The organism is Labrenzia sp. THAF35 (assembly GCF_009363595.1).
Classification (GTDB): Bacteria; Pseudomonadota; Alphaproteobacteria; order Rhizobiales; family Stappiaceae; genus Roseibium; species Roseibium algicola.
The window spans coordinates 1,202,676-1,228,371 of the sequence record NZ_CP045380.1 but is presented as its reverse complement, the minus strand read 5'-3'; the positions used below and the strand labels follow the sequence as shown (position 1 = coordinate 1,228,371).

General features: G+C 61.3%; 23 protein-coding genes. 11 read left to right on the top strand and 12 right to left on the bottom strand.

Features of this window, described 5'->3' with window-relative positions:
• Nucleotides 1-117: 117 nt before the first annotated feature.
• From FIU93_RS05595 to FIU93_RS05585, 3 genes are all read right to left on the bottom strand, one after another.
• A complete protein-coding gene (locus FIU93_RS05595) occupies nucleotides 118-1,998 on the bottom strand; it encodes a hypothetical protein (protein WP_077291347.1) in 1,881 nt (626 codons plus the stop codon).
• A gap of 100 nt (nucleotides 1,999-2,098) precedes the next feature.
• On the bottom strand, nucleotides 2,099-2,656 hold the full coding sequence (locus FIU93_RS05590) for an ActR/PrrA/RegA family redox response regulator transcription factor (RefSeq protein ID WP_031269958.1): 558 nt from the start codon (nucleotides 2,654-2,656) through the stop codon (nucleotides 2,099-2,101).
• A 15-nt stretch (nucleotides 2,657-2,671) separates the two neighbouring features.
• Complete coding sequence (locus tag FIU93_RS05585) at nucleotides 2,672-4,078, bottom strand: ActS/PrrB/RegB family redox-sensitive histidine kinase (protein WP_023002410.1); 1,407 nt, start codon at nucleotides 4,076-4,078, stop codon at nucleotides 2,672-2,674.
• 198 nt (nucleotides 4,079-4,276) lie between these two features.
• On the opposite strand from FIU93_RS05585, the gene secB reads away from it, so the two are divergent.
• Nucleotides 4,277-4,777, top strand: a complete 501-nt coding sequence (gene secB / locus FIU93_RS05580; protein ID WP_152505040.1) for a protein-export chaperone SecB — start codon at nucleotides 4,277-4,279, stop codon at nucleotides 4,775-4,777.
• Nucleotides 4,778-4,917: 140 nt separating this feature from the next.
• Here secB and FIU93_RS05575 read toward each other — a convergent pair whose 3' ends face one another.
• Both FIU93_RS05575 and hrcA read right to left on the bottom strand, forming a co-directional pair.
• Nucleotides 4,918-5,721 (bottom strand): molybdopterin-synthase adenylyltransferase MoeB, encoded by an 804-nt coding sequence (locus tag FIU93_RS05575; RefSeq protein WP_152505039.1) that lies wholly within the window; start codon nucleotides 5,719-5,721, stop codon nucleotides 4,918-4,920.
• A 96-nt stretch (nucleotides 5,722-5,817) separates the two neighbouring features.
• On the bottom strand, nucleotides 5,818-6,891 hold the full coding sequence (gene hrcA, locus FIU93_RS05570; RefSeq protein WP_031269953.1) for a heat-inducible transcriptional repressor HrcA: 1,074 nt from the start codon (nucleotides 6,889-6,891) through the stop codon (nucleotides 5,818-5,820).
• 171 nt (nucleotides 6,892-7,062) lie between these two features.
• On the opposite strand from hrcA, the gene rph reads away from it, so the two are divergent.
• The 7 genes from rph (at nucleotide 7,063) to FIU93_RS05535 (ending at nucleotide 13,891) form a co-directional block, all read left to right on the top strand.
• Nucleotides 7,063-7,776 (top strand): ribonuclease PH, encoded by a 714-nt coding sequence (gene rph, locus FIU93_RS05565; RefSeq protein WP_023002406.1) that lies wholly within the window; start codon nucleotides 7,063-7,065, stop codon nucleotides 7,774-7,776.
• An 11-nt stretch (nucleotides 7,777-7,787) separates the two neighbouring features.
• The gene (rdgB, locus tag FIU93_RS05560; protein ID WP_023002405.1) at nucleotides 7,788-8,426 is read left to right on the top strand and encodes an RdgB/HAM1 family non-canonical purine NTP pyrophosphatase; all 639 of its coding nucleotides are present in this window, start codon (nucleotides 7,788-7,790) and stop codon (nucleotides 8,424-8,426) included.
• Between the two features lie 15 nt (nucleotides 8,427-8,441).
• Nucleotides 8,442-9,596, top strand: coding sequence for a radical SAM family heme chaperone HemW (gene hemW / locus FIU93_RS05555; protein ID WP_152507507.1), 1,155 nt, complete (start codon nucleotides 8,442-8,444; stop codon nucleotides 9,594-9,596).
• Nucleotides 9,597-9,916: 320 nt separating this feature from the next.
• Nucleotides 9,917-11,500 carry a polyhydroxyalkanoate depolymerase gene (gene phaZ, locus FIU93_RS05550; RefSeq protein ID WP_286202438.1) on the top strand — a complete coding sequence of 528 codons (1,584 nt, stop codon included), beginning with the start codon at nucleotides 9,917-9,919 and terminating at the stop codon, nucleotides 11,498-11,500.
• A 163-nt stretch (nucleotides 11,501-11,663) separates the two neighbouring features.
• Entirely contained in the window at nucleotides 11,664-12,356 is a 693-nt protein-coding gene (locus FIU93_RS05545) for a glycosyltransferase (RefSeq protein ID WP_031269948.1), read from the top strand.
• 164 nt (nucleotides 12,357-12,520) lie between these two features.
• Complete coding sequence (locus FIU93_RS05540; protein ID WP_167579534.1) at nucleotides 12,521-12,943, top strand: DUF2852 domain-containing protein; 423 nt, start codon at nucleotides 12,521-12,523, stop codon at nucleotides 12,941-12,943.
• A gap of 210 nt (nucleotides 12,944-13,153) precedes the next feature.
• Nucleotides 13,154-13,891: a SprT family zinc-dependent metalloprotease gene (locus tag FIU93_RS05535; RefSeq protein ID WP_152505037.1), complete on the top strand. Its 738-nt coding sequence runs from the start codon at nucleotides 13,154-13,156 to the stop codon at nucleotides 13,889-13,891.
• A gap of 10 nt (nucleotides 13,892-13,901) precedes the next feature.
• Here FIU93_RS05535 and FIU93_RS05530 read toward each other — a convergent pair whose 3' ends face one another.
• Together FIU93_RS05530 and FIU93_RS05525 are read right to left on the bottom strand one after the other, a co-directional pair.
• Entirely contained in the window at nucleotides 13,902-14,786 is an 885-nt protein-coding gene (locus FIU93_RS05530) for an EamA family transporter (protein ID WP_152505036.1), read from the bottom strand.
• Nucleotides 14,783-15,046, bottom strand: coding sequence for a cyclase (locus FIU93_RS05525; protein ID WP_152505035.1), 264 nt, complete (start codon nucleotides 15,044-15,046; stop codon nucleotides 14,783-14,785). The genes FIU93_RS05530 and FIU93_RS05525 overlap by 4 nt, the downstream gene beginning before the upstream one ends.
• An 87-nt stretch (nucleotides 15,047-15,133) precedes the next feature.
• On the opposite strand from FIU93_RS05525, the gene FIU93_RS05520 reads away from it, so the two are divergent.
• Both FIU93_RS05520 and FIU93_RS05515 read left to right on the top strand, forming a co-directional pair.
• Nucleotides 15,134-15,967 carry a LysR family transcriptional regulator gene (locus FIU93_RS05520; RefSeq protein WP_173017276.1) on the top strand — a complete coding sequence of 278 codons (834 nt, stop codon included), beginning with the start codon at nucleotides 15,134-15,136 and terminating at the stop codon, nucleotides 15,965-15,967.
• A gap of 76 nt (nucleotides 15,968-16,043) precedes the next feature.
• Nucleotides 16,044-16,481: a hypothetical protein gene (locus tag FIU93_RS05515; RefSeq protein ID WP_152505033.1), complete on the top strand. Its 438-nt coding sequence runs from the start codon at nucleotides 16,044-16,046 to the stop codon at nucleotides 16,479-16,481.
• A gap of 261 nt (nucleotides 16,482-16,742) precedes the next feature.
• Here FIU93_RS05515 and FIU93_RS05510 read toward each other — a convergent pair whose 3' ends face one another.
• The 4 genes from FIU93_RS05510 to FIU93_RS05495 form a co-directional block, all read right to left on the bottom strand.
• Nucleotides 16,743-18,992: a PBP1A family penicillin-binding protein gene (locus tag FIU93_RS05510; RefSeq protein ID WP_152505032.1), complete on the bottom strand. Its 2,250-nt coding sequence runs from the start codon at nucleotides 18,990-18,992 to the stop codon at nucleotides 16,743-16,745.
• A 326-nt stretch (nucleotides 18,993-19,318) separates the two neighbouring features.
• A complete protein-coding gene (locus FIU93_RS05505) occupies nucleotides 19,319-20,257 on the bottom strand; it encodes a GNAT family N-acetyltransferase (RefSeq protein WP_031269943.1) in 939 nt (312 codons plus the stop codon).
• A gap of 289 nt (nucleotides 20,258-20,546) precedes the next feature.
• Nucleotides 20,547-22,964 carry an ATP-binding protein gene (locus FIU93_RS05500; protein ID WP_152505031.1) on the bottom strand — a complete coding sequence of 806 codons (2,418 nt, stop codon included), beginning with the start codon at nucleotides 22,962-22,964 and terminating at the stop codon, nucleotides 20,547-20,549.
• A 107-nt stretch (nucleotides 22,965-23,071) separates the two neighbouring features.
• On the bottom strand, nucleotides 23,072-23,488 hold the full coding sequence (locus FIU93_RS05495; protein ID WP_173017275.1) for an Lrp/AsnC family transcriptional regulator: 417 nt from the start codon (nucleotides 23,486-23,488) through the stop codon (nucleotides 23,072-23,074).
• A gap of 138 nt (nucleotides 23,489-23,626) precedes the next feature.
• Between FIU93_RS05495 and FIU93_RS05490 the strand changes: the two genes are divergently transcribed.
• Complete coding sequence (locus FIU93_RS05490) at nucleotides 23,627-23,941, top strand: cupin (RefSeq protein ID WP_152505029.1); 315 nt, start codon at nucleotides 23,627-23,629, stop codon at nucleotides 23,939-23,941.
• A gap of 650 nt (nucleotides 23,942-24,591) precedes the next feature.
• On the opposite strand, the gene trpS is transcribed toward FIU93_RS05490, so the two are convergent.
• Nucleotides 24,592-25,671: a tryptophan--tRNA ligase gene (gene trpS / locus FIU93_RS05485; protein ID WP_023002390.1), complete on the bottom strand. Its 1,080-nt coding sequence runs from the start codon at nucleotides 25,669-25,671 to the stop codon at nucleotides 24,592-24,594.
• Nucleotides 25,672-25,696: the final 25 nt, after the last annotated feature.

Genomic DNA, 25,696 nt, shown 5'->3' with positions numbered 1-25,696 from the left:
TGCTTAAGAAGACAGAAGATTTATGCCGTTAAAACGATTAGGGCCCTGAAAACTGTCAGACAGTCCGGATTTCTACCAAGTATTAAACCTGTCGTTTTTTACAAGTGTGTCTGAAATTTATCTGCGGGCGCAGAACACATCCCGCAATCCGGGACGGGACCAGGTGGCATTCTGAACCTGGCCCTTCAGCACATGCCCCTGGGATTCGTAATAGAACGTGTTGGCGCTGCCCTGTCTTTGCAGGGTGACTGCGCCATAGCCCATTTCGGCAACGGTTGCGGACTGCATGTCCGGCGAGAACACGACATTCAGGTCTATGCCGGCGGTGCACAGGTAGTCGGCCACATTGGCGCGAGCCGTCTGCTGTTGCTGGAAATTCGGCTGGTTTGAGCCTTCGATGGATCCCGGGGGGACAGGGCCGGACGGGAAATCGTTGCCGGGCTGACCGTCGAAACCGCCACCGTTGGGGGCACCCCAGGTGCCGCCATTGTTGTCGAAGCCGTTATTGCCGAACCCGTTGTTACCAAAGCCGTTGTTACCGGGGGCACCGAAGTTCGCCGGTCCGTTGATAACGACTTCCCGGTACGGGGTCTTGGTGACGTAAATACCCCGGCATTCGCCACTGGAGCCGCGCACGGTCCAGGCGTGGGAAACATAGGTTTGCTGTTCCAGGATCTGCCCAGGTTCAAGGCGCGCGTAGGGCCGCTCGCCACCGCGGTAATCCACCCAGCTCACCTCGATGGGCTGACGGCTGGCGTTGCGGAACACGATCTGACCAGGCCGGACGGCTTCGACCGACCGCACCCGACCTGCCTCGGAGCAGGAAAGATCCGAGTTCGCTTCTTCCGCACCGCTGCCGTAGGCATCGTCTGAAACGATCTGCTGAGGCTGGGCGCAGGTGGCAACGAACAGGCGCACCGGGTTGGCGCTGCCTTTCAGGGAAACTTCGTGTGCAGGCAGGCCTTCGACCGCGATCGACAGGGCAGACTGCTTGATCATGGCCTCCCACAGCGGGTCGGTCATTTCAATGTTGACTTCGGGCAGCGACGTGCCGGCTTCATTGGCGCTGGAAGAACCGAAAGCATTGTAGACGCTGTCGAATTCGCCCGCGGAAATGCGCACGGCCTGCGGCATGCCTTCCAGAAGTCCGGCGGGAGCCTGCTGGAACGTGATCTTGGCAAATCCGGACTGGGTGGTGCAATCAGCCCGGAAATCCCGGTCGTCGGTTTGCGCTACGGCGTGCTGAAGCAGCGATGGTGTTCCGGGCTGCGTACCCGGTTCGGCCAGCCACTCGCGCGCCTCGTTCGGGCTTACTAGAACCGGTTCGGAATTGGCGGCACCCGGATAACCGTCACCGGTTACCGTGTCGATGTCATCAGGCAGGGAGGCCGTTTCGGTGCCGGGTGCGGAAATCGGGGTATCGACCTGGTCGAGAGGCTTCAGTCCGCCCTCTTCGGCAGGCGGTTTGATTTCCTCAACGGATGGGGTCGATGATCCGTTGGAGTTGGAAGCGGTCTGCTGTCCTTCGGCAGGTCGATCCTGCTGGGAAGACTGTGTTGCAGCCGGAGCATTGGAAACCGGGCCGGCGGCCGTTCCGGAAGTTGTGCCGACGATGCGGGCGACCGCGCCCGGCTTGCCGTCGTTCGAGACGTCGACCACAAGCGTGCCGCCGGAGCAGAAGCTGGCATCCCGATGCAGGACGCGGCTGTTTTCCAGAGTGACCTCAAGCTTGACGTCACAGGGCGGCAACTTGTTGTCGCTGCCCATCGTGTCGATGACGACGCCCTTGTCGTCGCGGCTGATGATCGGCCGGTATTTCTTGTTCACGGTGATGGACCGGATGCCGGGTTGCGGCGGTTCCACGTTGATGCGCACGGTTTCGGGAACCGATTGAGCCTGTGCAGGCAAAGCCGACATCATAAGAACCACACTGCACGCGGCCAGCAGGCCGGATTTCAGCGCGGGGGTAACAAGAACATGGGCAGCATCAAGCCGCATAAGCGATCTCCGTGGGAGCGCAGGTTAGCACCGTTTGGGAATACTTAGGCAAAGTGGCAGTCTAAGGGCAAGCCCGCAATGGCGGGAAGCCCCGGCTTTCTCAGCGCGGCGCGCGCTTTGCCAGGATCCTTTGCAGGGTTCGGCGGTGCATGTTCAGCCGGCGTGCGGTCTCCGAAACATTGCGGTCGCAAAGCTCGTATACCCGCTGGATATGCTCCCAGCGGACCCGGTCGGCCGACATCGGATTTTCCGGCGGTTGCGCCTTGTCTTCGGGCTTGCGCGCAAGCGCTGCAACGATATCGTCCGGATCGGCGGGCTTTGCGAGATAGTCGATAGCCCCCAGTTTGACCGCCGTGACCGCAGTGGCAATGTTGCCGTATCCGGTCAGCACGATGGCGCGGGCATCCGGACGGCGCTGGCGAAGCTGTTCGATGACATCAAGACCGTTGCCGTCTTCAAGCCGCATGTCAACAATAGCGAAGGCCGGGGCATTCTGGGCAATCTTGCCGGCTGCGTCCTGAACACTGTCGGCTGTTTCCGTCGTAAAGCCGCGTTTTTCCATCGCGCGTGCGAGGCGCTGCTGAAACGGCTTGTCGTCGTCAACGATCAGGAGGGTCATGTCCTCCGAACTGTTCAGGGCAGGTGTCTGGTCCGTCATTTGGCTCTACCGGTCTTATTCTTGCGTCTTCTCCTGCACCCCGGATGGATTCACGGGCACAGCATGCATTGTTTGCGCTTTATTGCCGTTATGGGGTGAAAAAGCCGTTTCGTCCACTCTGCCGTCCTGTTCAAACACCTTGCGCGGCCAGCTTACGCGGATGTGAGCCCCTGTCTGGGGTGGGGCCGAATTTTCCAGATGCAGCTTGGCACCCGTGCGTTCCAGCAGGGTTTTGGCAATGAAGATGCCAAGACCAAGCCCTCCGCCGGTGCCGCGTTGCGGCGACTTTCCGCCGCGCACGGAAACGTAGGGGTCGCCGATCTTGCCCAGAATTTCGACCGAAAATCCGGGACCGTCGTCCTTGATGGAAATCGAGAGTGTCGTTTCGTCCCAACTGGCGGACACATCGACGCGGGTCTTGGCGAAGTCGACGGCATTTTCCAGCAGGTTGCCAAGTCCGTAACGGATTGCAGCGTTTCGTGTACCCACCGGCTCGGCGCCGGTACCGGACCCGGTGGAGTGGATCGCAACGCCCGTGCCCCGGTGCGGGTCGACCACATCTTCCAGCAGTTGCGACACCGGCATGCGCTGGTAGGTCCGGTCTTCCTCGCTCGACAGGCTCGTGAGCTGACGCAGGATCGACCGGCAGCGCTCGGCCTGTGAGCGGATCAGGTCCACGTCCTCGGCCCTGGGGTCGCTCGCCTCGAATTCGTCCGTCAGTTCCTTGGCCACCAGATAGATGGTGGCAAGCGGTGTGCCGAGCTCATGCGCGGCCGCGGTTGCCAGCCCGTCAAGCGCGTTGAGATGCTGCTCACGGGCAAGCACGAGTTCGGTTGCCGCAAGCGCGTCCGCCATCTGGCGGGCCTCTTCGGCCACCCGGAACGCATAGATCGCCATGAAGCCGAGCGTGGAGACCAGCGCGGTCCAGATGCCGACGGAATAGACGATCGGAAGCGAGAAGTCGTCGCCCACCGGCCATGGCAGAGGCAGGTGGAAAACCGCAACCAGGCTGGCGCAAACCGTGGCCAGAATACCGAGGATCACCGTGTAACGGGCCGACAGGCCCGTCGCGGACACCATCACCGGTGCCATCAGCAGGAACGCGAATGGATTGCCCAGACCGCCGGTCAGGAACAGAAGCCCGCTCATCTGCAGGATGTCATAGGCAAGCTGCAGGGCTGCGGCGCGTTCCGACAGGCGCATGGCCGAGGGCCAGCGGATCTTCAGGAAGATGTTGAGCCAGGCGGACAGGGCCACCATGGCAAAGGCAGGTCCGGCCGGCGTCGGATAGCCCAGACCGACATGCACGACCAGGAGCGCTGCGGACTGGCCGCCCACGGCAAGCCAGCGCAGGCGCACCAGCGTGTCGAGTTTCAGGCGCCGGTGCGGCAGGGTGATATTGGATGTCGGTTGTTCGTGCATCTGGACTTCTTGGAGAACGGCAACTTCCCTCTTTTGAAGCGGATTCCGGCGGCTGGCAAGGCCGGGGCTCTTGTGCCGACAAGGCGTAAGTGGTAGCCACCCGCTAACACGGCTGTCCGGATCACGCGGGCCGGCGGCCAGCCGGAGGGATTTAATAGCTCTTCATTTCAGATCAGCACCGCGCAACGGAATGAGATGATGACCGACACCAATGACGGCGGCGCGCAGCCGCAGGCGGAGAGCGCAGCAGCGCCGGGCATGCACATCCTTGGCCAGTACATCAAGGACCTGTCTTTCGAAAACCCGAATGCGCCGCGCTCCCTGGCACAGGGCGACCAGCCGAAGCTCGACATCAACGTCAACGTCGGTGCCCAGCAGATCGGTGACGACCAGTTTGAAGTCGTCCTGACCCTGACCGCCAAGGCAGAACGCCCGGACATGGTGATGTTCAACGTCGAGCTGGTCTACGCAGGCCTGTTCAAGATCACCGGCGTGCCGAAAGAGCACATGCATCCGTTCGTGATGATCGAGTGCCCGCGCATGATCTTCCCGTTCGCCCGCAACATCCTCTCCGAAGCGACCCGCAACGGCGGTTTCCCGCCGCTGATGCTCGACCCGATCGATTTCGCTCAGCTCTACCGCCAGAACATGGCCCAGCAGGCCGCTGCCCAGCAGGCAGGCGAGCAGAAGCCGAACTAAGGTCAGTCAGACCACAGTTTTACAGAACCCGTCCCGGGCAACCGGGGCGGGTTTTTGTTTGCCCGAAAGACTGTCCGGTCAGACTTGAGGGAAGCGGCCAACAGCAGGTTTCTCACTCCCTGCGGGAGGGCGATCTCGTGTCACGCCTCCTCCAGCAGCTCCGCCCAGGTTTTCGGATTGTTGCCGTTGAGGGGGTTCTTCGGCGAACGCTTGTAGCGAATGGTTTCCATGCGCACGGTTCTGGCGTCGAAGAGGATCATCCGGCCGACCAGCCCCTCGCCCGTTCCGGTCAGTTCCTTCAGAACTTCCATGGCCTGCATGGCGCCAATGATGCCCGTCAGCGCACCCAGAATGCCGGCCTGGGCGCAGGTCGGCAGCAGGCCGTCGCGCGGCTTTTGCGGGAACAGGCACCGATAGGTCGGGTTGGCTGTGCCGTCCGGGCCGGTTTCAAAGGGCTTCAAGGTGGTCAACGAGCCGTCGAACTGGCCGACGGCGGCCGTCACCAGCGGTTTCTGCGCAAAGAAACAGGCATCGGACACCAGGTAGCGGGTGTCGAAATTGTCCGATCCGTCCACCACCAGATCGTATCGGGAAACGAGCTGCATGGCATTGTGGCCAGCAAGGCGGGTGGGGTGCGGCTCGACCTTCACATTGGGGTTCAGCCGAGCGATCGCTTCTGCCGCACTGGCAACCTTGGGCTCACCCAGCTGGTCGGTATCGTGGATCACCTGCCGCTGCAGGTTGGAAAGAGACACCGTGTCGTCGTCGGCAATGCCGAGCGTGCCGACACCGGCGGCTGCCAGATACTGTAGCACCGGCGCGCCGAGGCCGCCGGCACCGATCACCAGCACGCGTGCATTTTTCAGCTTCTGCTGGCCGGCACCGCCGATCTCCTGCAGCACGATGTGGCGGGCGTAGCGTTCCAGTTCGGCGGGCGAAAGCATGTCAGGTCCTGTCTGGCTGGTCTCGGGTACACATGGGGGTGGTGGCGGCGGCAGGTCAAGCCCGTGCCCGCTCGGGAAATCCGGTCTCCGGCAGGTTTATCCGAGTATCCGGCTCACCAGCCGGGCGGTGTAGTCGACCATCGGGATCACCCTTGCATAATTCAGCCGGGTCGGTCCGATGACACCGAGAACACCGACGATACGCTGGTTGCTGTCCCTGTAGGGCGACACCACCAGGGAGGATCCGGACAGCGAGAACAGGTTGTTCTCCGAGCCGATGAAAATGCGCACCCCGTCGCCCTGTTCGGCAAGACCCAGCAACTGGATAAGATCCTTCTTGCTTTCAAGATCGTCGAACAGCAGGCGAATGCGCTCCAGATCCTCGACGGCGTCCAGATCGGTCAGGAGATTGGACCGGCCCCGCACGATCAGCGTGCCCGGATCGGTGGCGCTTTCGCCGCCCCAGACCGCAAGACCCGCATCAATGACCTTCTGGCTCAAGAGATCCAGTTCGGCCTGGTCCGCATCGCGGACCTTTTCCAGTTCGGAGCGGATTTCCGACAGGGTCCGGCCCTTGATCTGGGCATTCAGGTAGTTGCTGGCCTCCACCAGAGCCGAGGACGGCAGGTCACCCGGCAGATCGACAACGCGGTTCTCGACGGACCCGTCTTCACTGACGAGGATCGCCAGGGCCTTCAGCGGTTCGATGCGCACGAACTCGATGTGTTTCAGCCGCATGTCCGACTTGTGGGTCAAGACAACGCCGGCGCCCATGGACAGGCCGGACAGCATCTGGCTGGCTTCCGTCAGTACCTGTTCGGCCGAATTCGCCTTTTGCGACGCCCGCACCTGGGCATCGATCGCGCGGCGCTCGTCCTGGGTCAGGTCGCCCACTTCCAGAAGGGCATCGACGAAGAACCGAAGCCCGATTTCGGTCGGCAGCCGGCCTGCGCTGGTATGAGGCGAATGCAGCAGGCCCATATGCTCCAGATCAGACATCACGTTGCGGATCGAGGCAGGGGACAGCGAAATGCCGAGCTTGCGCGAAACGTTCCGGGACCCGACGGGTTCGCCGGTCTCCAGATAGGTTTCCACGATCGAACGGAAGATTTCACGGGATCTCTTGTCGAGGTCGCTGAGGCTCAAGGCTTGTTCTCCGAATGTGACCACTCACCGGGGTCGACCGGGCTTTCATCAAAAAGATATAGGCGCAAAAGGGGGCTTGCGTGAAGTATCACAACGCAAGGCCTTTACGGCGAAGGAAGTTGGGGTCTACAAGGCCCCAACGAATACACTGGAGAAACGGCGGTTTTTCCGGAACGAAAGTCGAAAGGGATATGCATGCGTCCGTCCAAACGCGCAGCCGATGAACTCCGTGCGGTCACACTGGAGCGCGGGGTCTCCAAACATGCCGAGGGGTCCTGCCTCGTCAAGTTCGGCGACACCCACGTTTTGTGCACCGCCAGCCTGGAAGAGCGGGTTCCGCCCTGGTTGCGCGGACAGAACCGCGGCTGGGTAACGGCTGAATACGGCATGCTGCCGCGCGCCACGGGCGACCGCATGCGCCGCGAAGCCAGTGCCGGCAAGCAATCCGGCCGGACGCAGGAAATCCAGCGTCTCATCGGCCGGTCGCTGCGCGCCGTCGTCAATCTGGAAGCCCTCGGCGAAAACCAGATCACTGTGGACTGCGACGTCATCCAGGCCGATGGCGGCACCCGCACGGCGTCCATTACCGGTGCCTGGGTTGCCCTGCGCGACTGCATCGAGTGGATGAAGGCCCGTGACATGGTCTCCGGCGAGGTCCTGAAGGATCACATTGCCGCCATTTCCTGCGGCATCTACGAAGGTGCTCCGGTGCTCGACCTCGACTACGCCGAGGACAGCACCGCCGAGACCGACGCCAACTTCGTTCTGACCGGGTCCGGCGGCATCGTCGAAATCCAGGGAACGGCCGAAGGTGCACCGTTCTCCGAAGAGGAATTCGGCAAGCTCATGGGCCTGGCCAAGCTGGGCATCGGCAAGCTGGTTGATCTTCAGAAAATGGCCATTCTCTAAGGGCGCAAACCATGAGCCATCGCAAGCTGGAACCGGGCAAACTGGTTGTCGCAAGCCACAACAAGGGCAAGATCCGCGAGATCAACGAACTGCTTCAGCCTTATGGCTTCGAAGTGATCTCCGCCGGAGAGCTGGACCTGCCGGAACCGGACGAGACAGGTGTCACGTTCGAGGAAAACGCAGCCATCAAGGCCCATGCGGCGGCCAAGGCTTCCCGCTTGCCGGCCCTGGCTGATGACAGCGGCTTTTGCGTTGCGGCACTGAACGGCGATCCGGGCATCTATTCCGCGCGCTGGGCAGGTCCGGACAAGGACTTCGCGATGGCCATGCGCACGATCGAGGAAAAGCTTCAGACCCTGGGCGCAACGACGGACGACAAGCGCCGGGGATCTTTTGTTGCCGTGTTGTGCCTGGCCTGGCCGGACGGCAGCGAAGAGTTCTTCCGCGGCGAGGTCGAGGGACAGATCGTCTGGCCGCCGCGCGGTACGCAGGGCTTCGGCTACGACCCGGTTTTCCAGCCGGATGGCCATGAGCGGACCTTCGGCGAAATGACCTCGGAAGAAAAACACGGCTGGTCGAAGGACGGATCCGCCCTTTCACACAGGGCGCGGGCATTCCAGCTCTTTTCTGCCGGCTGCCTGGAAGGATAAAAAGACGTGACAGGTGTGGGGGCAGCCGAAGGAGGCTTCGGCATTTATATTCATTGGCCGTTCTGCGCAGCCAAATGCCCTTATTGCGACTTCAACTCCCATGTCCGTCACCAGCCGGTCGACCAGGCCCGTTTCGCGGCCGCTTTCGAACGGGAACTCTCTCATTTTGCCGATTTGACGAAGGGTAGGACGGTTCAGTCCGTGTTCCTGGGTGGCGGCACGCCTTCGCTCATGGAACCGGCGACGGTGGACCGTATCCTGAAGGCGGTTTCCGATCGCTGGTCGATGGACGAAAATGTTGAGATTTCGCTGGAGGCCAATCCTTCGTCGGTCGAGGCCGAGCGCTTTCGCGGTTATCGGGCAGCAGGTGTCAACCGGGTCTCGCTGGGTGTGCAGTCGCTCATCGATACGGATCTGAGACTGCTTGGCCGCCTGCATGATGCGCGCACGGCCCGCACCGCCATCGAAACCGCGCGGGCAACCTTCCCGCGCCTGTCGTTCGACCTTATCTATGCCCGGCCGGGCCAGACACTGGCCGGTTGGGAACAGGAACTGAACGAGGCCATCGCGCTCGCCGCCGATCACCTGTCGCTCTACCAGCTCACGATCGAGGAAGGCACGCCCTTCCACACGCTGTTTCACGCCGGCAAGCTGAAGATGCCGGATCAGGATCTCGGTGCCGAATTCTATGAACTGACGCAGGATGTGACCGCTGCTGCCGGTCTGCCCGCCTATGAAGTCTCCAACCACGCCCGTCCGGGCGCCGAATGCCGGCATAACCTCGTCTACTGGCGCTACGGCGATTATGTCGGCGTCGGGCCCGGCGCGCATGGCCGCATCACGGTGGGTGCCAGCAAGCTTGCAACCGCGACCGAGCGCCATCCGGAAACCTGGCTGGAAAATGTCGAAAGCCACGGTCATGCATTGACCGAAAACGCCGGTCTTTCCGAAGAGGAGCAGGGCGACGAATTCCTGCTCATGGGACTACGGCTGACCGAGGGTATCGACCTGAAACGCTACGAGCGTTATGCGAGCCGCTCCATCGATCCGCTTCGTCTGGCAGCCTTGATCGAGCATGGCATGGTGGAAGAAATCGGGGAAAACCGCATTCGCGCAACCCGTGAAGGTTTTTTCGTGCTCGATGCGGTGGTCGCAGATCTGGCCGCCTGAGCCGTTCTGGAACGCCGTTAATATAATGCTACCAAATTGATTTAAATGTTCTATTGGGTCTTTTGCATTGCACAGTGATTTGGTGCGAAAATGTCTTTCGCCGCGATCCTGAGCACTTAGGCGCGTATTCACATACCAATTAGAAGTATTGCGGGCTGCAACAGGCATAGCTATCCTGTTGCAATGCAATAGATGGTGTAAGAAGAGACGGGCCGAAAAAAATGTTTACGAACAATGCCAATGGGGCCGGCACCAATTGGTTCAGCAAAGGAGAGACGTCTTTGCCGTTTTACCACCTTTACGAACTGAACCACGCCGCGATGGCGCCCTTCAGAGCTTTGGCCGACATGACCCGGCTCTACTTCCAGAACCCGCTGAATCCGCTGACTCATACCAGCTATGGCCGTTCGATCGCTGCTGGCTGCGAGGTGCTTGAACGCACGACGCGCCGCTACGGCAAGCCGGAGTTCGGTCTCAAGGAAACCACCGTAAGCGGTGTGCGTGTTCCTGTACGTGAAGTCAGCGTCTGGAGCCGTCCATTCTGCGACCTGATCCACTTCGAACGCGGGGTCACGACGCACCGCAACGATCCGAAGATCCTGATCGTCGCGCCGATGTCCGGCCACTACGCCACGCTGCTGCGCGGCACGGTGGAAGCGCTGATGCCGAATGCGGATGTCTACATCACCGACTGGATCGATGCCCGCATGGTTCCCGTGCAGGAAGGCAAGTTCGATCTTGATGATTATATCGATTATATCATCTCGATGCTGCACTTCCTCGGGCCGGACACACACATTCTGGGCGTGTGCCAGCCGTCCGTGCCGGTGCTGGCAGCCGTCGCTGTCATGGAAGACCGCGAAGACCCCTATGTACCCTCCACGATGACGCTGATGGGCGGACCGATCGACACCCGCGTGGCGCCGACGGCGGTCAACGACCTGGCGGTTTCCAAGGGCATCGATTGGTTCAAGAACAACGTCGTCATGAAGGTTCCCTTCCCGCATCCGGGTTTCATGCGGGACGTTTATCCGGGCTTCCTGCAGCTTTCCGGGTTCATGAGCATGAACCTCGACCGTCACGTGACCGCGCATCGGGACTTCTTCCAGCATCTGGTGGAAGGCGACGGCGACAACGCCGAAAAACACCGCGACTTCTATGACGAATATCTCGCCGTCATGGACCTGACGGCCGAATTCTATCTGCAGACCGTCGAAACGGTGTTCATCGAGCACGCGCTGCCGAACGGCACCATGATGCACAATGGCCGTCTGGTGGATTGCGGCAAGATTACCCGTACGGCCCTTCTGACCGTTGAAGGCGAGAAGGACGACATCACCGGCCGGGGCCAGACCAAGGCGGCGCATAAGCTCTGCACCAGTCTGGACGACGACATGAAAGCGCATTACGAGCAGCCGAATGTCGGCCACTACGGCGTTTTCAACGGATCGCGCTGGCGGTCCGAGATCGCGCCGCGGGTCATGGATTTCATCCGCTCCAACCGCACCGACCTGCGCAAGCCTGCCCCTAAGGCACCGGTCGCCAAGGCCGCTGCACCGGCCCCTGCGCCTGCTGCCGCACCGGCTGCGAAAGCAGCTGCCGAACCGGCCGTGAAGGCAGCGCCTGCCAAGGCCAAACCGGCTGCAAAGAGCAGCGGCAATTCGCTGGAGAGCATCCTGCTGACCAAGCCGGACGGTGCCGCGGATGATCTGAAATCGATCAGCGGTGTCGGCCCGAAACTGGAATCGGCTCTCAACGAAGCCGGTATCTTCCACTTCTGGCAAATCGCCGGCCTGACGGAAGAGCAGATCGAGGCCCTGGACACCAAGCTGGATTTCCGTGGCCGTATCGCCCGGGACAACTGGATCGAACAGGCCCGCCAGCTTTCCGAAACGGTGAGCTGAAACAAGCATCGGTGAAGGCACCCGCCATGGGTGCCTTTGGCTGCGTGCCTTTAACTTGTCCCAAAAAGTCCGGTTTCTGGCGGCAGCCTGCCTGCTGCTATTGATTCTGGCCTTTCGGCCCAATACAAGTGCCGGTCAGACAGCGAGGCCGGAGGTTTCAGTAGTGCTCAATATTTTTATTGGTTTCGATCCGCGTGAAGCGATTGCCTATCATGTTTGCGCCAACAGCCTGACCCGGCTTTCGAGCGACGTGCTGGCGATTACGCCGCTGTCGCTGCACAATTTGAAGACCTACAACGAGACCCATACCGACGGGTCCAATCACTTCATCTACACCCGCTTCCTGATCCCGAGCCTGATGAACTACAACGGCTGGGCGCTGTTCATGGATGGCGACATGATCGTGCGGGACGACATTGCCAAGCTGTTCGCCATGCGCGACGAGAGCAAGGCGGTCATGTGTGTCCACCACGACTACCAGACCCGGCAGACCACCAAGTATCTCGGCTCGAAGAACGAGAACTACCCGCGCAAGAACTGGTCCAGCGTGGTGTTGTGGAACTGCGGTCACCCGGCCAACAAGGTGGTAACGCCCGACTTCGTGATGAATGCCACCGGCGCGCAGCTGCACCGGTTCACCTGGCTGGACGACGAGCTCGTTGGCGAACTGCCAAAGGAATGGAACTGGCTGCCGGATGAATTCGGCCCCAACCCCGACGCGAAACTTCTTCACTTCACGCTCGGCACGCCCTGCTTCCACGAATACGCCAACGCGCCGATGGCGGCTGAATGGCACCGCGAAAAGCTCCTGGCGAACTATTCGGCGCAACATGTGATCGACGGCCCATTCGACTGATCCGTTTCGCATTTTACATATAAATCAATGAAGTAGGCCCGGTCCGCAACTTTGCAGACCGGGTTTTTCGTTGCGGGAATTCTGTGATCCCTGTCACGAATCCTTGAAGGAGCCTGCAATCGTCCCCACTTGGAAAGTCGTGGATGTCTGAAATGGATAGGACGATGACAACAGCCAAAAGTTGCATGATCAAACCTGCCTGGACGCCGGTAACTATCGGCCTGATGGTGCTGGGTTTCGTGGCATTCTGGCCGCTTGGCCTTGCCATGCTTGCCTACATTTTGTGGGGCGACCGCTTTGAAGGCATGCTCCGCGATGCGAAAGATCAGTGGCGGGGCAGCCCGCTGAAGGGAGCCTTCGAGCAGATGAATACGACTGCCTATGCCCGCACGGGCAACGTCGCATTTGACGACTATCGCGAGCGCGAACTGAAGCGACTGGAAGAAGAGCGTGCCAAGCTCGACACCATGCGCGCCGAGTTCGATGATTTCCTCCGTGAATTGCGCCGCGCGCGCGATCAGGAAGAATTCGACCGCTTCATGGCCAATCGGGGCCGCAGCACTGGCGACGAAGCCGCACCGCTGTAAAGTCTCCTCCTCCCGGACCCGTTCCCCGACGGCCAGACCAAGAGCGGCGCCTGAAAAGGCGCCGCTCTTGTCCGTTTCAGAACAGCCAGAATTGCAGCCGGCCTTCAGAAAGCCGGAATCTCATTCAATTTGCCCCCTTTAGAATTGCCGCGAAATCGCTCGCAAATTCGCTAAAATCGGAACAACTGATTCGATGGACCTTCGCCCTTGATGTTTCTCCGCGCCGGCAAGAAAACGCTGCCCGACCATATCGAGATCCAGACCGGTGCCAGTGCCGTGCGCATCCGCCTCAAGGCCAATCCGCGCGCGCAGCGGTATCTTCTGCGTCTGCCGGCCGACAGGTCGGGCCCGGTGCTGACCGTCCCCAAGGGCGGCGATCTTGCCCGTGCCGAGCGGTTTGCGCGCCAGCACATCGACTGGCTGATAGAGCGTCTGCAGGACAGGGCGGACCACGTCACGTTTCTGCCCGGGGAAATCGTGCCCCTGCGCGGCGAGGATCACGTCATCGTGCCAACCGGCAAGCTGCGCGGGTTGATTACCCTTGGCCGGAACGACGCCGGTTTGCCGGCGCTGTTCGTGCCGGGGGCTGAAGACCACATCCCGCGCAAGGTCACCACCTGGCTGAAGGAACAGGCCCGGGCGGACCTCTCGGCCCGCACAACACTCCACGCCACAACCATCGGCAAGAAGGTCGCGGCCATCAGCATTCGCGACACCACCAGTCGCTGGGGGTCTTGCGCCTCCAACGGACGACTTTCCTTTTCCTGGCGGCTCATTCTGGCACCAACGGAAATCCTCGATTATGTCGCGGCCCACGAGGTGGCGCACCTAAAGGAAATGAACCATTCGGCGCGCTTCTGGCGCCTGTGCGAACAGCTTGCCCCGCAAACACCGAAGGCTCGCGTCTGGCTGAAGCAGAACGGGGTTCGCCTGCACGGGTACGGCTGAAATTGCCTTCCTAGCCGCCCGTCCGGCGCAGGCGCGCTGAAGACGGCCAACTGAACAGGTTGACGCAAAGACCCGATACCACCAACGCTGCTGCGCCCAGTTTCCACGGCTCCAGGGGTTCGCCCAGAACAAGGGCGGCTGAGAGCATGCCTACGATCGGTACCAGTAGGGTGAAGGGCGCCACGGTCGCCGCCGGATATCTTGCCAGAAGGCCGCTCCACACCGAAAAGCCCAGCAAGGTCGTCGGGTAGACGATGTAGAACAGAGCAAACAGCCCCCGCCACGAAACGGTTTCATAGACCTGCCGGTAGACGTCGAGACCCTCGACGAAGGCCGATAGCAGCAACAGCGGCAGCGGAGCCACAAGGCTGCCCCAGGCAACCAGCGACAGCAGATCAACGGTGCCGATGCGCTTGGTAAAGAGATTGGCGATGGCCCAGGAACAGGCGGCCAGAACGACCAGACCAAGCCCGGTCAGTGTCGTGCTGCCCGTCAGGTTGAATGCCACAAGGCCAAGGCCCGCGGTCGCCAGCGTGGCTCCGGCAATCTGCGCCGGACTGGCCGTTTCACCCAGAAAGGCAACGGCCAGTGCTATCGTGATGAACACATGAACCTGCAGCACAAGCGAGGCCAGTCCTGCCGGTATTCCAAGGTGCATGCCGGCAAACAGAAGTCCGAACTGCAGCGCGAACATGAACAGGCCGAACAGGACGACCAGCTTCATCGACGTGCGCGGCCGCTTCAGGAAAAGGATGGCCGGAAAAGCTGCCAGGGCAAAGCGCAATGCGGCAAACAGGATTGGCGGCAGTTCCTGCAGACCGATCTTGATCACCACGAAATTGAACCCCCAGACCGACACCACAAGAAGCGCGAGCAAAATGTCTCTTCCCTTCAAGGCCGGGTCTCCGTCCGGCCTTTCGCCGCCGCTTGGCGCTTGTGCGCTTCGGTAATGATCGTCTTGTTGAGGATACGCACCTCGCCGACCATCAACAGGCGCATGTCGCGCACAATGTAGTCTGCAAGTTCGTCGTCCGAGATGGTCTCTCCGGGGATATCGAGCCGGAAGCCCTGCCCCTGAATGCCGCCACCGTTCGAGAAATCGATCTCGAAATCGAAGCAGACCCGTTTTTCGTCATTTGTCTGGATGTGTGTCATGGCTTGTCTCCTCAAATGGACATAGCCAACCATTGGTCCTATTGTGAAATTAATTGTTCTGGACTTATTGAAAAGAAAAATTACTCAATGGATGAACATGTCCTGCGTACCTTCGTCGCCGTCTGTGACCGGCAGAGTTTCCGTGCCGCCGGCGAGGATGTCGGGCGCACCCAGTCTGCCGTCAGCCAGCAGATAAAGGGCCTGGAAGCCGAACTCGGTGTTCAATTGTTCAACCGCTCCACCCGTTCGGTCGAGATGACGCCGGCAGGACAGACCTTCTACAGCCATGCCTGCAGCCTGCTCAGCCGGCACCGCGAGGCGGTATCCGCCGCGCGCGGGGCTTCGGTGCTGCCGTACCTGCGCATTGGCGCAACGGACGACATCGCCGCCTATGGCCTCGTACCTGTCTTGAGAGCGCTGGAAGACGGCCCGGAGCCCTGCTCTCTCGATCTGGAAACTCACTCCTCGCAGATGCTTCTGGCAAGTCTCGGCTCCCGGTACGATCTTGTCATCGTGGTGTCGCCCCAGCGGGGCCGGACCGGTGACCTTGTTGCCAGCGTGCCGCTCGTCTGGCTCGGCAGCGCACCGCTTTCAACATCGAAAAATGCCTTGCCGCTTGCGGTCTATGCCGACAGATGCGCCATGCGCGATGCCGCCATTGCCGCGCTGGACACGAGCGCCGTGAAATGGACGACCAAGGCCACCGTGTCCGGCCTTGTCGTCATCGAGGCGGCTGTCCGTGCCGGCATCGCCGTGGCTCCGGCCCTCGCCGGGTTCCATGCCGCCGACCTGCCCACAGTCACCTCGCTGCCTGCCCTGCCACACCTGGAACTTCGCATCGTCGCCGGAACGCCGGTGGGGGAAACATACCTGCCTTATGTGCGCGAAGGCCTGCAGGAGCTTCTGGAGGCAAAAGGATAAGCGGCGGCCGGGCAAAACCAGTTGCAAACACGGGAGAATCTGCTTCGATTCCCCAGGGGAAGCTGGGAGATGCAACATGAAAAGCTTGAGATATCCGATCAAAGTCGTGGCGCTGGCCTTGCTGGGCCTTACCCTGCCGGGACTGACATTCTCCGGTCAGGCCATGGCCGACAGCTGCTGGAACCACAATGGCTCGCTCATGCGGCTGCAGGCGCAGGGCAATCAGCGATGGCTGTCCTATGAAGTGCCAAAACCCGTCCTGCGCAACGCCGGCGTCCAGCGCGGCACGTTGCTCTTCAACGGCGCCAAGAACGGCAACTGGTATTCCGGCACCGCCCGGGTGTTCTCCAAATACTGTCCGGGTTCACCGCTGGAATATTTCGTCGAAGGCCCGGTGCGCGGCGACCAGCTTCAGGTCACTGTCACCGGCACCCGTGAAGTCTTCAACCAGTGCCGCCCTACCGGCCGCTACACCACCGACACGCTGGTGTTCACCTACAGCCATCAGTGCTGAGGTGGAATTAACGGATATGTGTCGCAGGTATTTCTGAGAAATGGAGCAAGTGGCCCATCCTTCGAGACAGGCCTCTGGCCTTCCTCAGGATGAGGAAGATGTGTGTTGAAGGCCAGGGAAGATCAACATAGTGAACCTCATCCTGAGGAAGGCTGAAAGCCTGTCTCGAAGGATGGGCTGCACACACACGATCGGAACGCGCAGTTCCACCGGCTGAAGCCTCAAACAAGGCCTTGTGAGCTGTGAACAACAGTGCCCGGATCAGCCGCCACCAAACAGATTGCGCAGCAGGTTCAGCGGGCCGCGGCGTTCGCCGTTGCCTTCGCCGCCGCCACCAATGGAGGCTGGCGGTATCGGTTCGCTGCCGGAGCCGACGGTCTCCACCGGGCCGGGCTTGCGCGGGGCGGAGACGGTTGCCGGTACATCCGGCACGCCGGGCAGGTCTGCCACGGGCAGGCCCTCGTGGGAGGCATCCATCACCTCTTTCCAGACAGTGGCGGGCAGCCCGCCGCCGGACGCCTTGCGCGTCGGTGAATTGTCGTCATTGCCGAACCAGACGGCGGTGGTCAGATTGCCCGTATAGCCGATGAACCAGGCGTCGCGGAAATCCTGGCTGGTACCGGTCTTGCCTCCGGCGGGACGCCCGCTTTCCAGCCGTGCCTTGCGGCCCGTGCCGGTTACCAGGGTTTCCGACATCATCATGTTCATTTCGCCGACCAGACGGCGGTCAATGACGCGGCCGCGGCCATCGCCGGAGCGGGAATAGAGCGTCTTGCCGTCCACGGTCTTGATCCGCCGGATCACATGGGGGAGCACGCCATAGCCTCCGTTGGAGAACGGCACATAGGCACCGGCGATTTCCAGCGGCGTGACTTCGGAGGTGCCGAGCGCGATCGACAGGTTGTTCTTCATTTCCGAGGTGACACCCAGCCGTTTGGCCGTGTCGGCAACGGTTCCCGCGCCAACCTCGTAAGTCAGCTGCGCGGCCACTGTGTTCAGCGACAGGCTGAGCGCTCGTGTCAGCGTCACCGGGCCGTAGTAGTCCTTGGAATAGTTCTGGGGCGACCAGTTGCCGAACCGGACCGGCTGGTCTTGGCGGATCGTCTGGGGTGAAAGGCCGTTTTCAAGCGCGGCCAGATAGACGAACGGCTTGAAGGACGAGCCCGGCTGCCGCTTGGCATAGGCTGCGCGGTTGAACTGGCTCTTGGAATAATCGGCCCCGCCAACCAGCGCCTTCACGGCGCCCGCGGTGTCCAGCGTCACGACAGCTCCCTGGGAAACGCCGTATTTCTCTCGGTTTTCCTTCAGGGCGCTGCGCAGCGCCTGTTCGGCAGCCCGCTGCATCTTCGGGTCGATGGTGGTGTCGACCACGATGTCGGTTTCGATCGAGCCGATGAAATGCGGCAGCACGTCCATCACCCAGTCGGCGGCATAGTTCTCGCTGGCGGTGGTGTAGCGGCGCACCACCTTGGCGGGCGCGGCCAGGGCGTTCTTGGCTTCATCGCCCGTGATGTAGCCTTCCTCGTTCATGGCAGCGAGCACAAGCTGGGCGCGGTCTTCTGCAAGGTCCGGGTTGCGGGCGGGCGAATAGCGCGATGGCGCCTTGAGCAGGCCTGCGATGGTGGCAGCTTCCGGAATGGTCAGAAGCCGTGCCGATTTGCCGAAGTACCTGCGGGCAGCTGCATCCACGCCATAGGCGCCGGAGCCGAGATAGACCCGGTTCAGGTACATCTCCAGGATCTCGTCCTTGGAATATTCGGCCTCCAGCCAGAAGGCGAGCACCAGTTCCTGAATCTTGCGCTTGATCGTCCGATCCTGTTCCAGGAACAGGTTCTTGGCAAGCTGCTGGGTCAGCGTCGAGCCACCCTGCTGCAGGCGGCCGGAGGTGAAGTTGGTGTAGACGGCGCGGGCAAGACCGACCGGGTCGACACCAAAATGGGAGCGGAAGCGCCGGTCCTCGATGGCGATGACGGCATTGGGCAGATAAGGCGGCAATTGCTCCAGGCGCACGGCCTCGCCGCCGGTGTCTCCGCGGTTTGCCAGCAATTCGCCATTGGCGGCGACAATCTTGACATTGGGCGGTCGCGCCGGAACCTGCCATTCGGAGGTCGGCGGCAGAAAGGCGGCGTAATAGCCGACCAGGCAGACAACGGCGATGGTGCCCCAGATGCCGAGCACCATGCTCCAGTAGAAGCCGCGCTTGAGAAGGCGGCCGAAGGCAGTCGGTGCCTGAAACCTGTTCTTGCGTTTGGCCTTGCGCCGCTTGGCGCCGGACCGGCCACCGCCCCTTCCGTTGCCTCGGCCATTGCCGTTGCCGTTCTTGGACGTCTTGCGGGTGGAGGAAGCGGGTTTTTTCTTGGACGGAGCCTTGCGGGTCTTGCCCTTGCCGGACGACTTGGAAGAAGGCGCAGCTGGACGGTCCTGCGGGCTTAAACGCAGGTCGAGCAGGCTGCTGCCTGAATTTCCGAATGTCGGTTCAACACGCGGCTGGCGTTTCGCCCGAGGCGCCATTGATCCTTCGTCCCCTAACTCCGTACCAACCAGGGTTGGCGTTATCCGGCAAACGCCGGTTTCCCCGGAGATGAGCTTAAATTGCGGCGATTTAAGGGGGCGTTAAGGCTACGGTCTTTTGCACGGGCAAGACGACGGGATGTTCAGCTACAGGCGGCGCGTTCTAGCTCGATATCCATCCCGCACAAAAGGCAGCAAACCCGCAGCACCGGGAACCGATAGCCGCTCAAACGCAGAAAAAATGCAAAGGCTTGTGCCTCCGCGACCCCGGCTAAGGGTCAAGCCTGGCCGGGAGGACGAAGGAAAGCCTGGCAGCAGCGCCGGATCTAGCTGGAATAGCGGCTTGCGTCAGCGCCGTAATAATTGACATAGCGCGTGTTCAGTTCGGACACCGGCATGATGATCAGCACATCCGTCGTGCCGAACTGGTGATCGATCACCGCCCCGTCGCCGATGAACGCACCGAGGCGCAGATAGCCCTTCACAAGCGGTGGCAGGGCCCGCAGCGCTTCCTTGGAATTGAGTTCCTCGGCCGGCATGCGGTTCATTTCGACATATCTGTCTTCCACCGCGCGCACGCGCCATTCTTCCGGGGCACGGGCATTGTGATGCAGGAAGGCGAGCTGGCCGGCGATGGCATCCGGATTGGTGCCTTCGATCGAGGCACAGCCGAGCATGACATCGATGTTGTGGCGCAGAACATAGGACCAGATGCCATGCCACAGGAGCTCGACGGTCTTCTTGTTGCGGTAAGGCTTCAGAACGCAGGACCGGCCGAGTTCCATGAAGCGTTTGCCCGGGTTTGCGTCGATCAGCGACTGGATGTCGTATTCGGCGGCGGTATAGAAACCGGCATGCTGATCGGCGATTTCCTGGCGCAGGATCCGGTAGGTACCGACGATTTCAGGCTTCAGGCGGCCCAGCTTGTTGCGCTTCTGCAAGTCGTGGTCGACCACGAGCAGGTGATCGCAATAGGCGTCGAAGGGGTCGGCATCACGGCGGGTTGCCAGCGTATGCGCATCGGCAATGGCCGACATTTCCTCGTAGAAAACGTCATAGCGCAGGCGCTGTGCCTTTTTAACTTCCTTGAAGTTGCGGGCCATCCGCACTTCCAGGGATCCGATCCGGCCGAGCGTTTCGCCGGTCTTGACCGGGGTCTGCAGCGCTGGCCCGATGCGCTGCGCGTTGGGGAGGTTGGCGTCCGGACGCATTGCCGGTGTGAATTTCCTGACCAGTTTCCTGGGAGAAAAAAGCCCTTGGCGCATTATGGACATTCCACCCTCGTGTATTCCTTATGGCGCACTGACAGGTTTCACAGGTTCTCGTCTGTTTCACTTGCCGAATTACCTTCGCCGGAACATTACGTCCGAACCCGGTCAGTGTGCTTCAAGCCTGCCGTAGAACATACTATTCCGACAGCTGGATGACACTCGGTTTTTTGCGCCGTGTTTTCCACGTGCAAGCTTAGCCCACTCTGGCGGCTTTGTGAATTTCTACGAGCGCCGGTGGAAGCGTTTCCACTTCCGGCTGTCGCGACAGGGAAAGTTCGCTGCGTCAGGCGCGGCTGATTTCGGCCAATGCGTCGGAAATCGCTTCCACGGAAAGCGGTTTCGTCAGATAGCCGGCAGCGCCCACTTCGGTCGCCTTGTCCCTTGCATCCTTCATGACATCGGCGGTCACGATCAGCACCGGGACATTGGCCCGGCCGGCGGCCTGTTCGTCGGACCGGATCTGGCGAATGGCCTGGAACCCGTCGAGGCCTGGCATGTGCAAGTCCATCAGGATTGCGTCATAAGCGCCGCTGGCGGCTTCCTCGACGGCCTTTTCGCCGTCGATCACCATCACCGGCACATGGCCGAGCTTGCGCAGCATGGCTTCGCTCAAAAGGCGGTTGATGTCGTTGTCTTCCGCCACAAGCAGGCGCAGCGGCCGGGCCGGAACCTTGTAGCGGTTCGGCAGGAAGCCGTTGCTGACGGGCTCCGCGCTTGCGTCCCAGGCGTGTTCCATGCCGTCGTCGTCCAGCAGGCCGGAAAAGATCTGGACCAGGGTCTCGATCCGCACCGGGCGGATCAGATAGGCGGCATAGCCGGCTTCGCGCAGATGTTCCAGGCGCTCGCGCTCCGGCGGGGCGATCATAACGACGGCAGGAGCCTTGCATCCGGTCAGGCGGGCAGAGGCCAGCCAGCCGCCGCTGTCGGACAGGGCACCGTTGTCGACCACCAGTAGATCGGCCTCGGCCAGCGCGGCATCAAGATCCGAACTGCCCGGCGCATGCACGGACACATTGGCTGCATGATATTGCAGCCGTCTGGCCAGCAGCGGGCATTCGATCTGGCTGGTGCTGACGAACACGATCCTGCGGCCCTCAAGCTTGGCCAGGCGTGGATCCGTGTCGGCAACAAGGGATTCGGGGATCGGCAAGGACACGCGGAACTGCGCGCCGCCGTCTTCGGAGGGCTGCGCGGCAATTTCGCCACCCATCAGGCCGGCAAGCCGCTGGGCGATGGCCAGACCGAGGCCGGTGCCGCCGAACTTGCGCGCCGGGCCATGGTCGACCTGCTCGAATTCCTGAAACAGCCGCTCGGCCTCCTGTTCGTCAAAGCCGATGCCACTGTCGCGCACGTCGATATCCAGAAAACCGCCACCGTCCGGATTGGGGCGCCCTGTCAGTTCCACGGCAACGCCACCCTCATCGGTGAACTTGATGCCGTTGCCGATGAGATTGTAGAGGATCTGGCGGACACGGGTGGCGTCCAGCGTCACCTCTTCCGGCAGGTTCGGGTCAAGCATTGAGCCGATTTCAAGCGACTTGGCGTGGGCCTTCGGGGCAAGCAGTTCAACGACGCTTTCCACCAGGGCGCCAACCCGAACCGGGGCAGCCTGAATGTCGAGCTTGCCGGCCTCCACCTTGGAAAAGTCGAGCACTTCATCGATCAGGAGCAGCAATGTTTCGCCGGAGGTTTCCAGCGCCTCGATATAGGCGCTCTGTTCCTTGGTCAGGCGGGTGTCGCGCAGGAGCGCGGCCATGCCGAGCACGCCGTTGAGCGGCGTGCGGATCTCGTGGCTGACAGTTGCGAGAAAGCGGGATTTCGCCTCGTTGGAGCTTTCGGCGGAATGACGGGCAGCCAGCAGTTCTTCTTCGATCAGGCGCCGCTCGGTCACGTCGCGCAGAACGGTCTGCACCAGCTGGCGGTCCGTCGTGGTGTCGCGCACCGGAATGTCGATACGTGAGAACCAGCGCGGGCCCTGTGCGGTGTCGATGTGGAGATCCTGAAAGCCCATGCCCGGGGTCGTCTTGTCCAGGGCCTGCGTGACGGCGCTTTCAAAGCCCACTTCCTCAAGCAGCGGCAGATGCAGGGTTGCACCCGGCTGCAAGGCATGTCCGAGCCCGAACACATCGTCTGCAGCCGAGTTCACATAGGTGATGGTGCCGTCCTGGTCGCGCCGGACGACGACATCGCCAAGCGTTGCCAGGATGCTGGCGTGACGTTCGTCGGATTCGCCAAGTTCCCAGGCGCGGTCTTCCAGTTCCTCGCAGCGTGCCATCAGGCGGCGGATCTTGTCATCCTTCACCTGTAACGCCTGCACCGAGCGCTGTATGTCGTCGGCAAACAGCCGCCAGACAGCCAGCCCACCGGCAAAGAAGGTCAGGCCGAGACCGAGAAACCGGTTCAGGCTGTCGCTGGAAACCATGATGAAACCGGCGGCAAGGCCGATGATCATGCCCGCCAGGGCAAGATGCTGCAGCGATTTGGCAGGCGCGGAGACGGGCGCGTCGGTGGCCCGGCGGCCTGGGCCGACTTCGGGACCGACGTCCTCCTCGTCGAGGGGTTTCGTGACGCTGGAAGAATATTCGTCTGTAGTTACGGTGTCCGCAGAGGAAAGCTTTTGCTCTTCGGCAAAGAATTTGTCCTGCGTGTCATCGGCTTCTGGCGCGGCATTGACGGCGCGTTCGCTGTTTTGACTGACCAAGATAACTACTCTCTACAAGATCCTGTTGCCTTGAGAGTGCGTTGTAAACTTTGAGAAACCGTTTCATTGCCTGACAAAAAAAGTAAATCGGGAATTTCGCGCCGCGTTCATATCCAGTCTTTCAGCACCGGATGGGTCTCGACATTGGCAATTCCATCAAGGGCAGCAATACGGTTGCGAAGCTCGGCGAGGCTCTCCAGCGTCCGGGCGCGCACCAGCAGAACCATGTCCCTGTCGCCGGAAATCGAGCGGCACTGGAGAACCTCCTCGAATTTCGAAACCACCGGCGCAATCGCCGCACAGGTCGCCGAACCCGTCCGGATCCACAGATAGGCTTCGATTTCGGCCGGCTCCGGATCGCTGATCCGAATCGTGTAAGCGCGAATGACGCCGGTTTCTTCCAGCTTCCGGATCCGGGCCTGAACGCTCGACCGGGCCAGGCTGACATGGGCAGCCAGCGTTTTCACAGGTGTCCGGCTGTCGGCTTCCAGCAGTTGCAGCAAGGTCCGGTCGATTGAATCCATGGGTCTTCTGTCATTGTCCTGTGTGTCGAACTGCCTGCGTTCACCGGCAATTGACCGGCCGAACCGGTCAAAATGCCGGAAGAAACGAGAGCCTGTCCGCGATAGCACCCTTGAGTGATTTTGCAGCGGGAGAGTTTCATGGATTTCCATCTCGATACAAGCAGCTTTACGGCGGAAAGAGCCTGGGGGTCACGTCTGATCGGTGAACTGGACGGCATCACGGTCCGCCTGCACTGGACGGACAAGCCCTACAAATGGCACGTCAACGACGGTCCGGAAGTCTTCGTGGTTCTGTCGGGCACGGTCGACATGCACTACCGCGAGGCCGGAACCGAGAAGGTTCAACGCCTGACCGAAGGACAGATCTTCTTCGCGAACGACGGCGATGCCCATGTGGCCCATCCCGTTGGAGAGGCAAGAGTGCTCGTGATCGAGCGCAAGCATAGCGTTTGACAGTGTAGATCACAGGGCAACCCAGGGAGCGGCTGCAGTGGCAATGCACAAACCGGCTGGAGAGCCCCGTCGGCCGGATGAAAGTCCCAACCTCTCACCCCACCCGGTCATTGCAGGGCTCGACCCTGCAATCCATCCCCTGACCTTCGTCCACCGCAAAACTTCGCCGATTTGGAGCGTATCGGCATAGATCCCATGGTCGAGCCATGGGATGACGGAATTGAGGAAGGGGAAAAAGGCCTGCCTTTTCATCCCGGGCAATGTGTAGCGAAGCGCGGGCTTCAGCATTTGCTGTCGTCAGGACCGGCTCCCACGCGCTGCCGTGATTTGTCATCCCGGTTTGACGCAACGCGGCAAGACCGGGATCCAGTACGCCGTGTCGTCCGAGGTGAATAATCGCAAATCAGCTGGATACTGGATCCGTGCCTGTGCGTGGATGACAAGTCGCCTTGCCGTAACCTTTGCTCACGGCAAGGACTTTTCTCTTTGCGGCATAATGGCATGGATCCCATGGTCGAGCCATGGGATGACGGAGTTGAGGCCAGGTCTGGGCTCACCGTCCAGGTATCCTGTTCGCGCGGCATCCACCCAAACAAAAAACCCGGCAGAAACCTGCCGGGCTTTCAGGATCAGGTTGTTGTCGCGTCGGTTTACCGGACGTCGAGGAAACCGATGATCTTGCGAACGTCCTTCAGCACCGGTTCGGCGATGGCGGAGGCCTTTTCGGCGCCTTCCTTCAGGATGGCGTCAATCTGTGCCTTGTCGTCCATCAGGCGGCGCATTTCGTCGGTCATCGGCGAGAGTTTCGCCACCGCCAGGTCGGACAGGGCCGGCTTGAAGGCCGAGAACTGCTGACCACCGTATTCCTTCAGGACGTCGGCCTTGGTCGCGCCGCTCAGGGCGGCATAGATGCCGACAAGGTTGTCTGCTTCCGGACGGCCTTCCAGGCCGCCGGTTTCGCTCGGCAGGGCGTCCGGATCGGTCTTGGCTTTCTTGATCTTCTTGGAGATCGAGTCCGCGTCGTCCGTCAGGTTGATGCGCGACAGGTCCGACGGATCGGACTTCGACATCTTCTTGGTGCCGTCGCGCAGCGACATGATCCGGGTAGCCGGGCCGGCGATCATCGGCTCGGTCATCGGGAAATAGAGATATTCCGGCAGTTCCGGAGACGGCGTCGGGTTCTCGATGCCGATATCCAGTTCCTTGATCCGGTCCGCAAAGTCGTTGTTGAACTTGGCGGCGATGTCGCGGGTCAGTTCCAGGTGCTGCTTCTGGTCGTCGCCGACCGGAACATGGGTCGCGCGGTAGGCCAGAATGTCGGCAGCCATCAGGTTCGGATAGGCGAACAGGCCAACGGAAGCGTTTTCCTTGTTCTTGCCGGCCTTTTCCTTGAACTGGGTCATGCGGTTGAGCCAGCCCATGCGCGCCACGCAGTTGAAGATCCAGGCAAGTTCGGTGTGTTCGCGAACCTGGCTCTGGTTGAAGATGATCGATTTCTTCGGATCGATGCCGGCCGCCATATAGGCAGCGGTCACTTCACGGGTTGCCTGGGCAAGCTCGTGCGGATCCGGAAACCCTGCCGTGATGGCATGGCTGTCGACGACGCAGAAGATCGTCGGCATCTGATCCTGCAACGGAACCCAGCGCGAAACGGCGCCCAGGTAGTTGCCAAGATGCAGGTTGCCTGTCGGCTGGACGCCGGAAAAGACACGGGGCTGGAACTCCGCCATTTCAAATCCCTTTGATGGTGCGGCC

Bases quoted from the DNA above. Each gene is read 5' to 3' on its own strand.
- FIU93_RS05595 (WP_077291347.1), bottom strand. From the start codon at position 1,998: ATGCGGCTTGATGCTGCCCATGTTCTTGTTACCCCCGCGCTGAAATCC.
- FIU93_RS05590 (WP_031269958.1), bottom strand. From the start codon at position 2,656: ATGACGGACCAGACACCTGCCCTGAACAGTTCGGAGGACATGACCCTC.
- FIU93_RS05585 (WP_023002410.1), bottom strand. From the start codon at position 4,078: ATGCACGAACAACCGACATCCAATATCACCCTGCCGCACCGGCGCCTG.
- secB (WP_152505040.1), top strand. From the start codon at position 4,277: ATGACCGACACCAATGACGGCGGCGCGCAGCCGCAGGCGGAGAGCGCA.
- FIU93_RS05575 (WP_152505039.1), bottom strand. From the start codon at position 5,721: ATGCTTTCGCCCGCCGAACTGGAACGCTACGCCCGCCACATCGTGCTG.
- rph (WP_023002406.1), top strand. From the start codon at position 7,063: ATGCGTCCGTCCAAACGCGCAGCCGATGAACTCCGTGCGGTCACACTG.
- rdgB (WP_023002405.1), top strand. From the start codon at position 7,788: ATGAGCCATCGCAAGCTGGAACCGGGCAAACTGGTTGTCGCAAGCCAC.
- phaZ (WP_286202438.1), top strand. From the start codon at position 9,917: ATGGCGCCCTTCAGAGCTTTGGCCGACATGACCCGGCTCTACTTCCAG.
- FIU93_RS05540 (WP_167579534.1), top strand. From the start codon at position 12,521: ATGACAACAGCCAAAAGTTGCATGATCAAACCTGCCTGGACGCCGGTA.
- FIU93_RS05535 (WP_152505037.1), top strand. From the start codon at position 13,154: ATGTTTCTCCGCGCCGGCAAGAAAACGCTGCCCGACCATATCGAGATC.
- FIU93_RS05525 (WP_152505035.1), bottom strand. From the start codon at position 15,046: ATGACACACATCCAGACAAATGACGAAAAACGGGTCTGCTTCGATTTC.
- FIU93_RS05520 (WP_173017276.1), top strand. From the start codon at position 15,134: ATGGATGAACATGTCCTGCGTACCTTCGTCGCCGTCTGTGACCGGCAG.
- FIU93_RS05515 (WP_152505033.1), top strand. From the start codon at position 16,044: ATGAAAAGCTTGAGATATCCGATCAAAGTCGTGGCGCTGGCCTTGCTG.
- FIU93_RS05510 (WP_152505032.1), bottom strand. From the start codon at position 18,992: ATGGCGCCTCGGGCGAAACGCCAGCCGCGTGTTGAACCGACATTCGGA.
- FIU93_RS05505 (WP_031269943.1), bottom strand. From the start codon at position 20,257: ATGCGCCAAGGGCTTTTTTCTCCCAGGAAACTGGTCAGGAAATTCACA.
- FIU93_RS05495 (WP_173017275.1), bottom strand. From the start codon at position 23,488: ATGGATTCAATCGACCGGACCTTGCTGCAACTGCTGGAAGCCGACAGC.
- FIU93_RS05490 (WP_152505029.1), top strand. From the start codon at position 23,627: ATGGATTTCCATCTCGATACAAGCAGCTTTACGGCGGAAAGAGCCTGG.
- trpS (WP_023002390.1), bottom strand. From the start codon at position 25,671: ATGGCGGAGTTCCAGCCCCGTGTCTTTTCCGGCGTCCAGCCGACAGGC.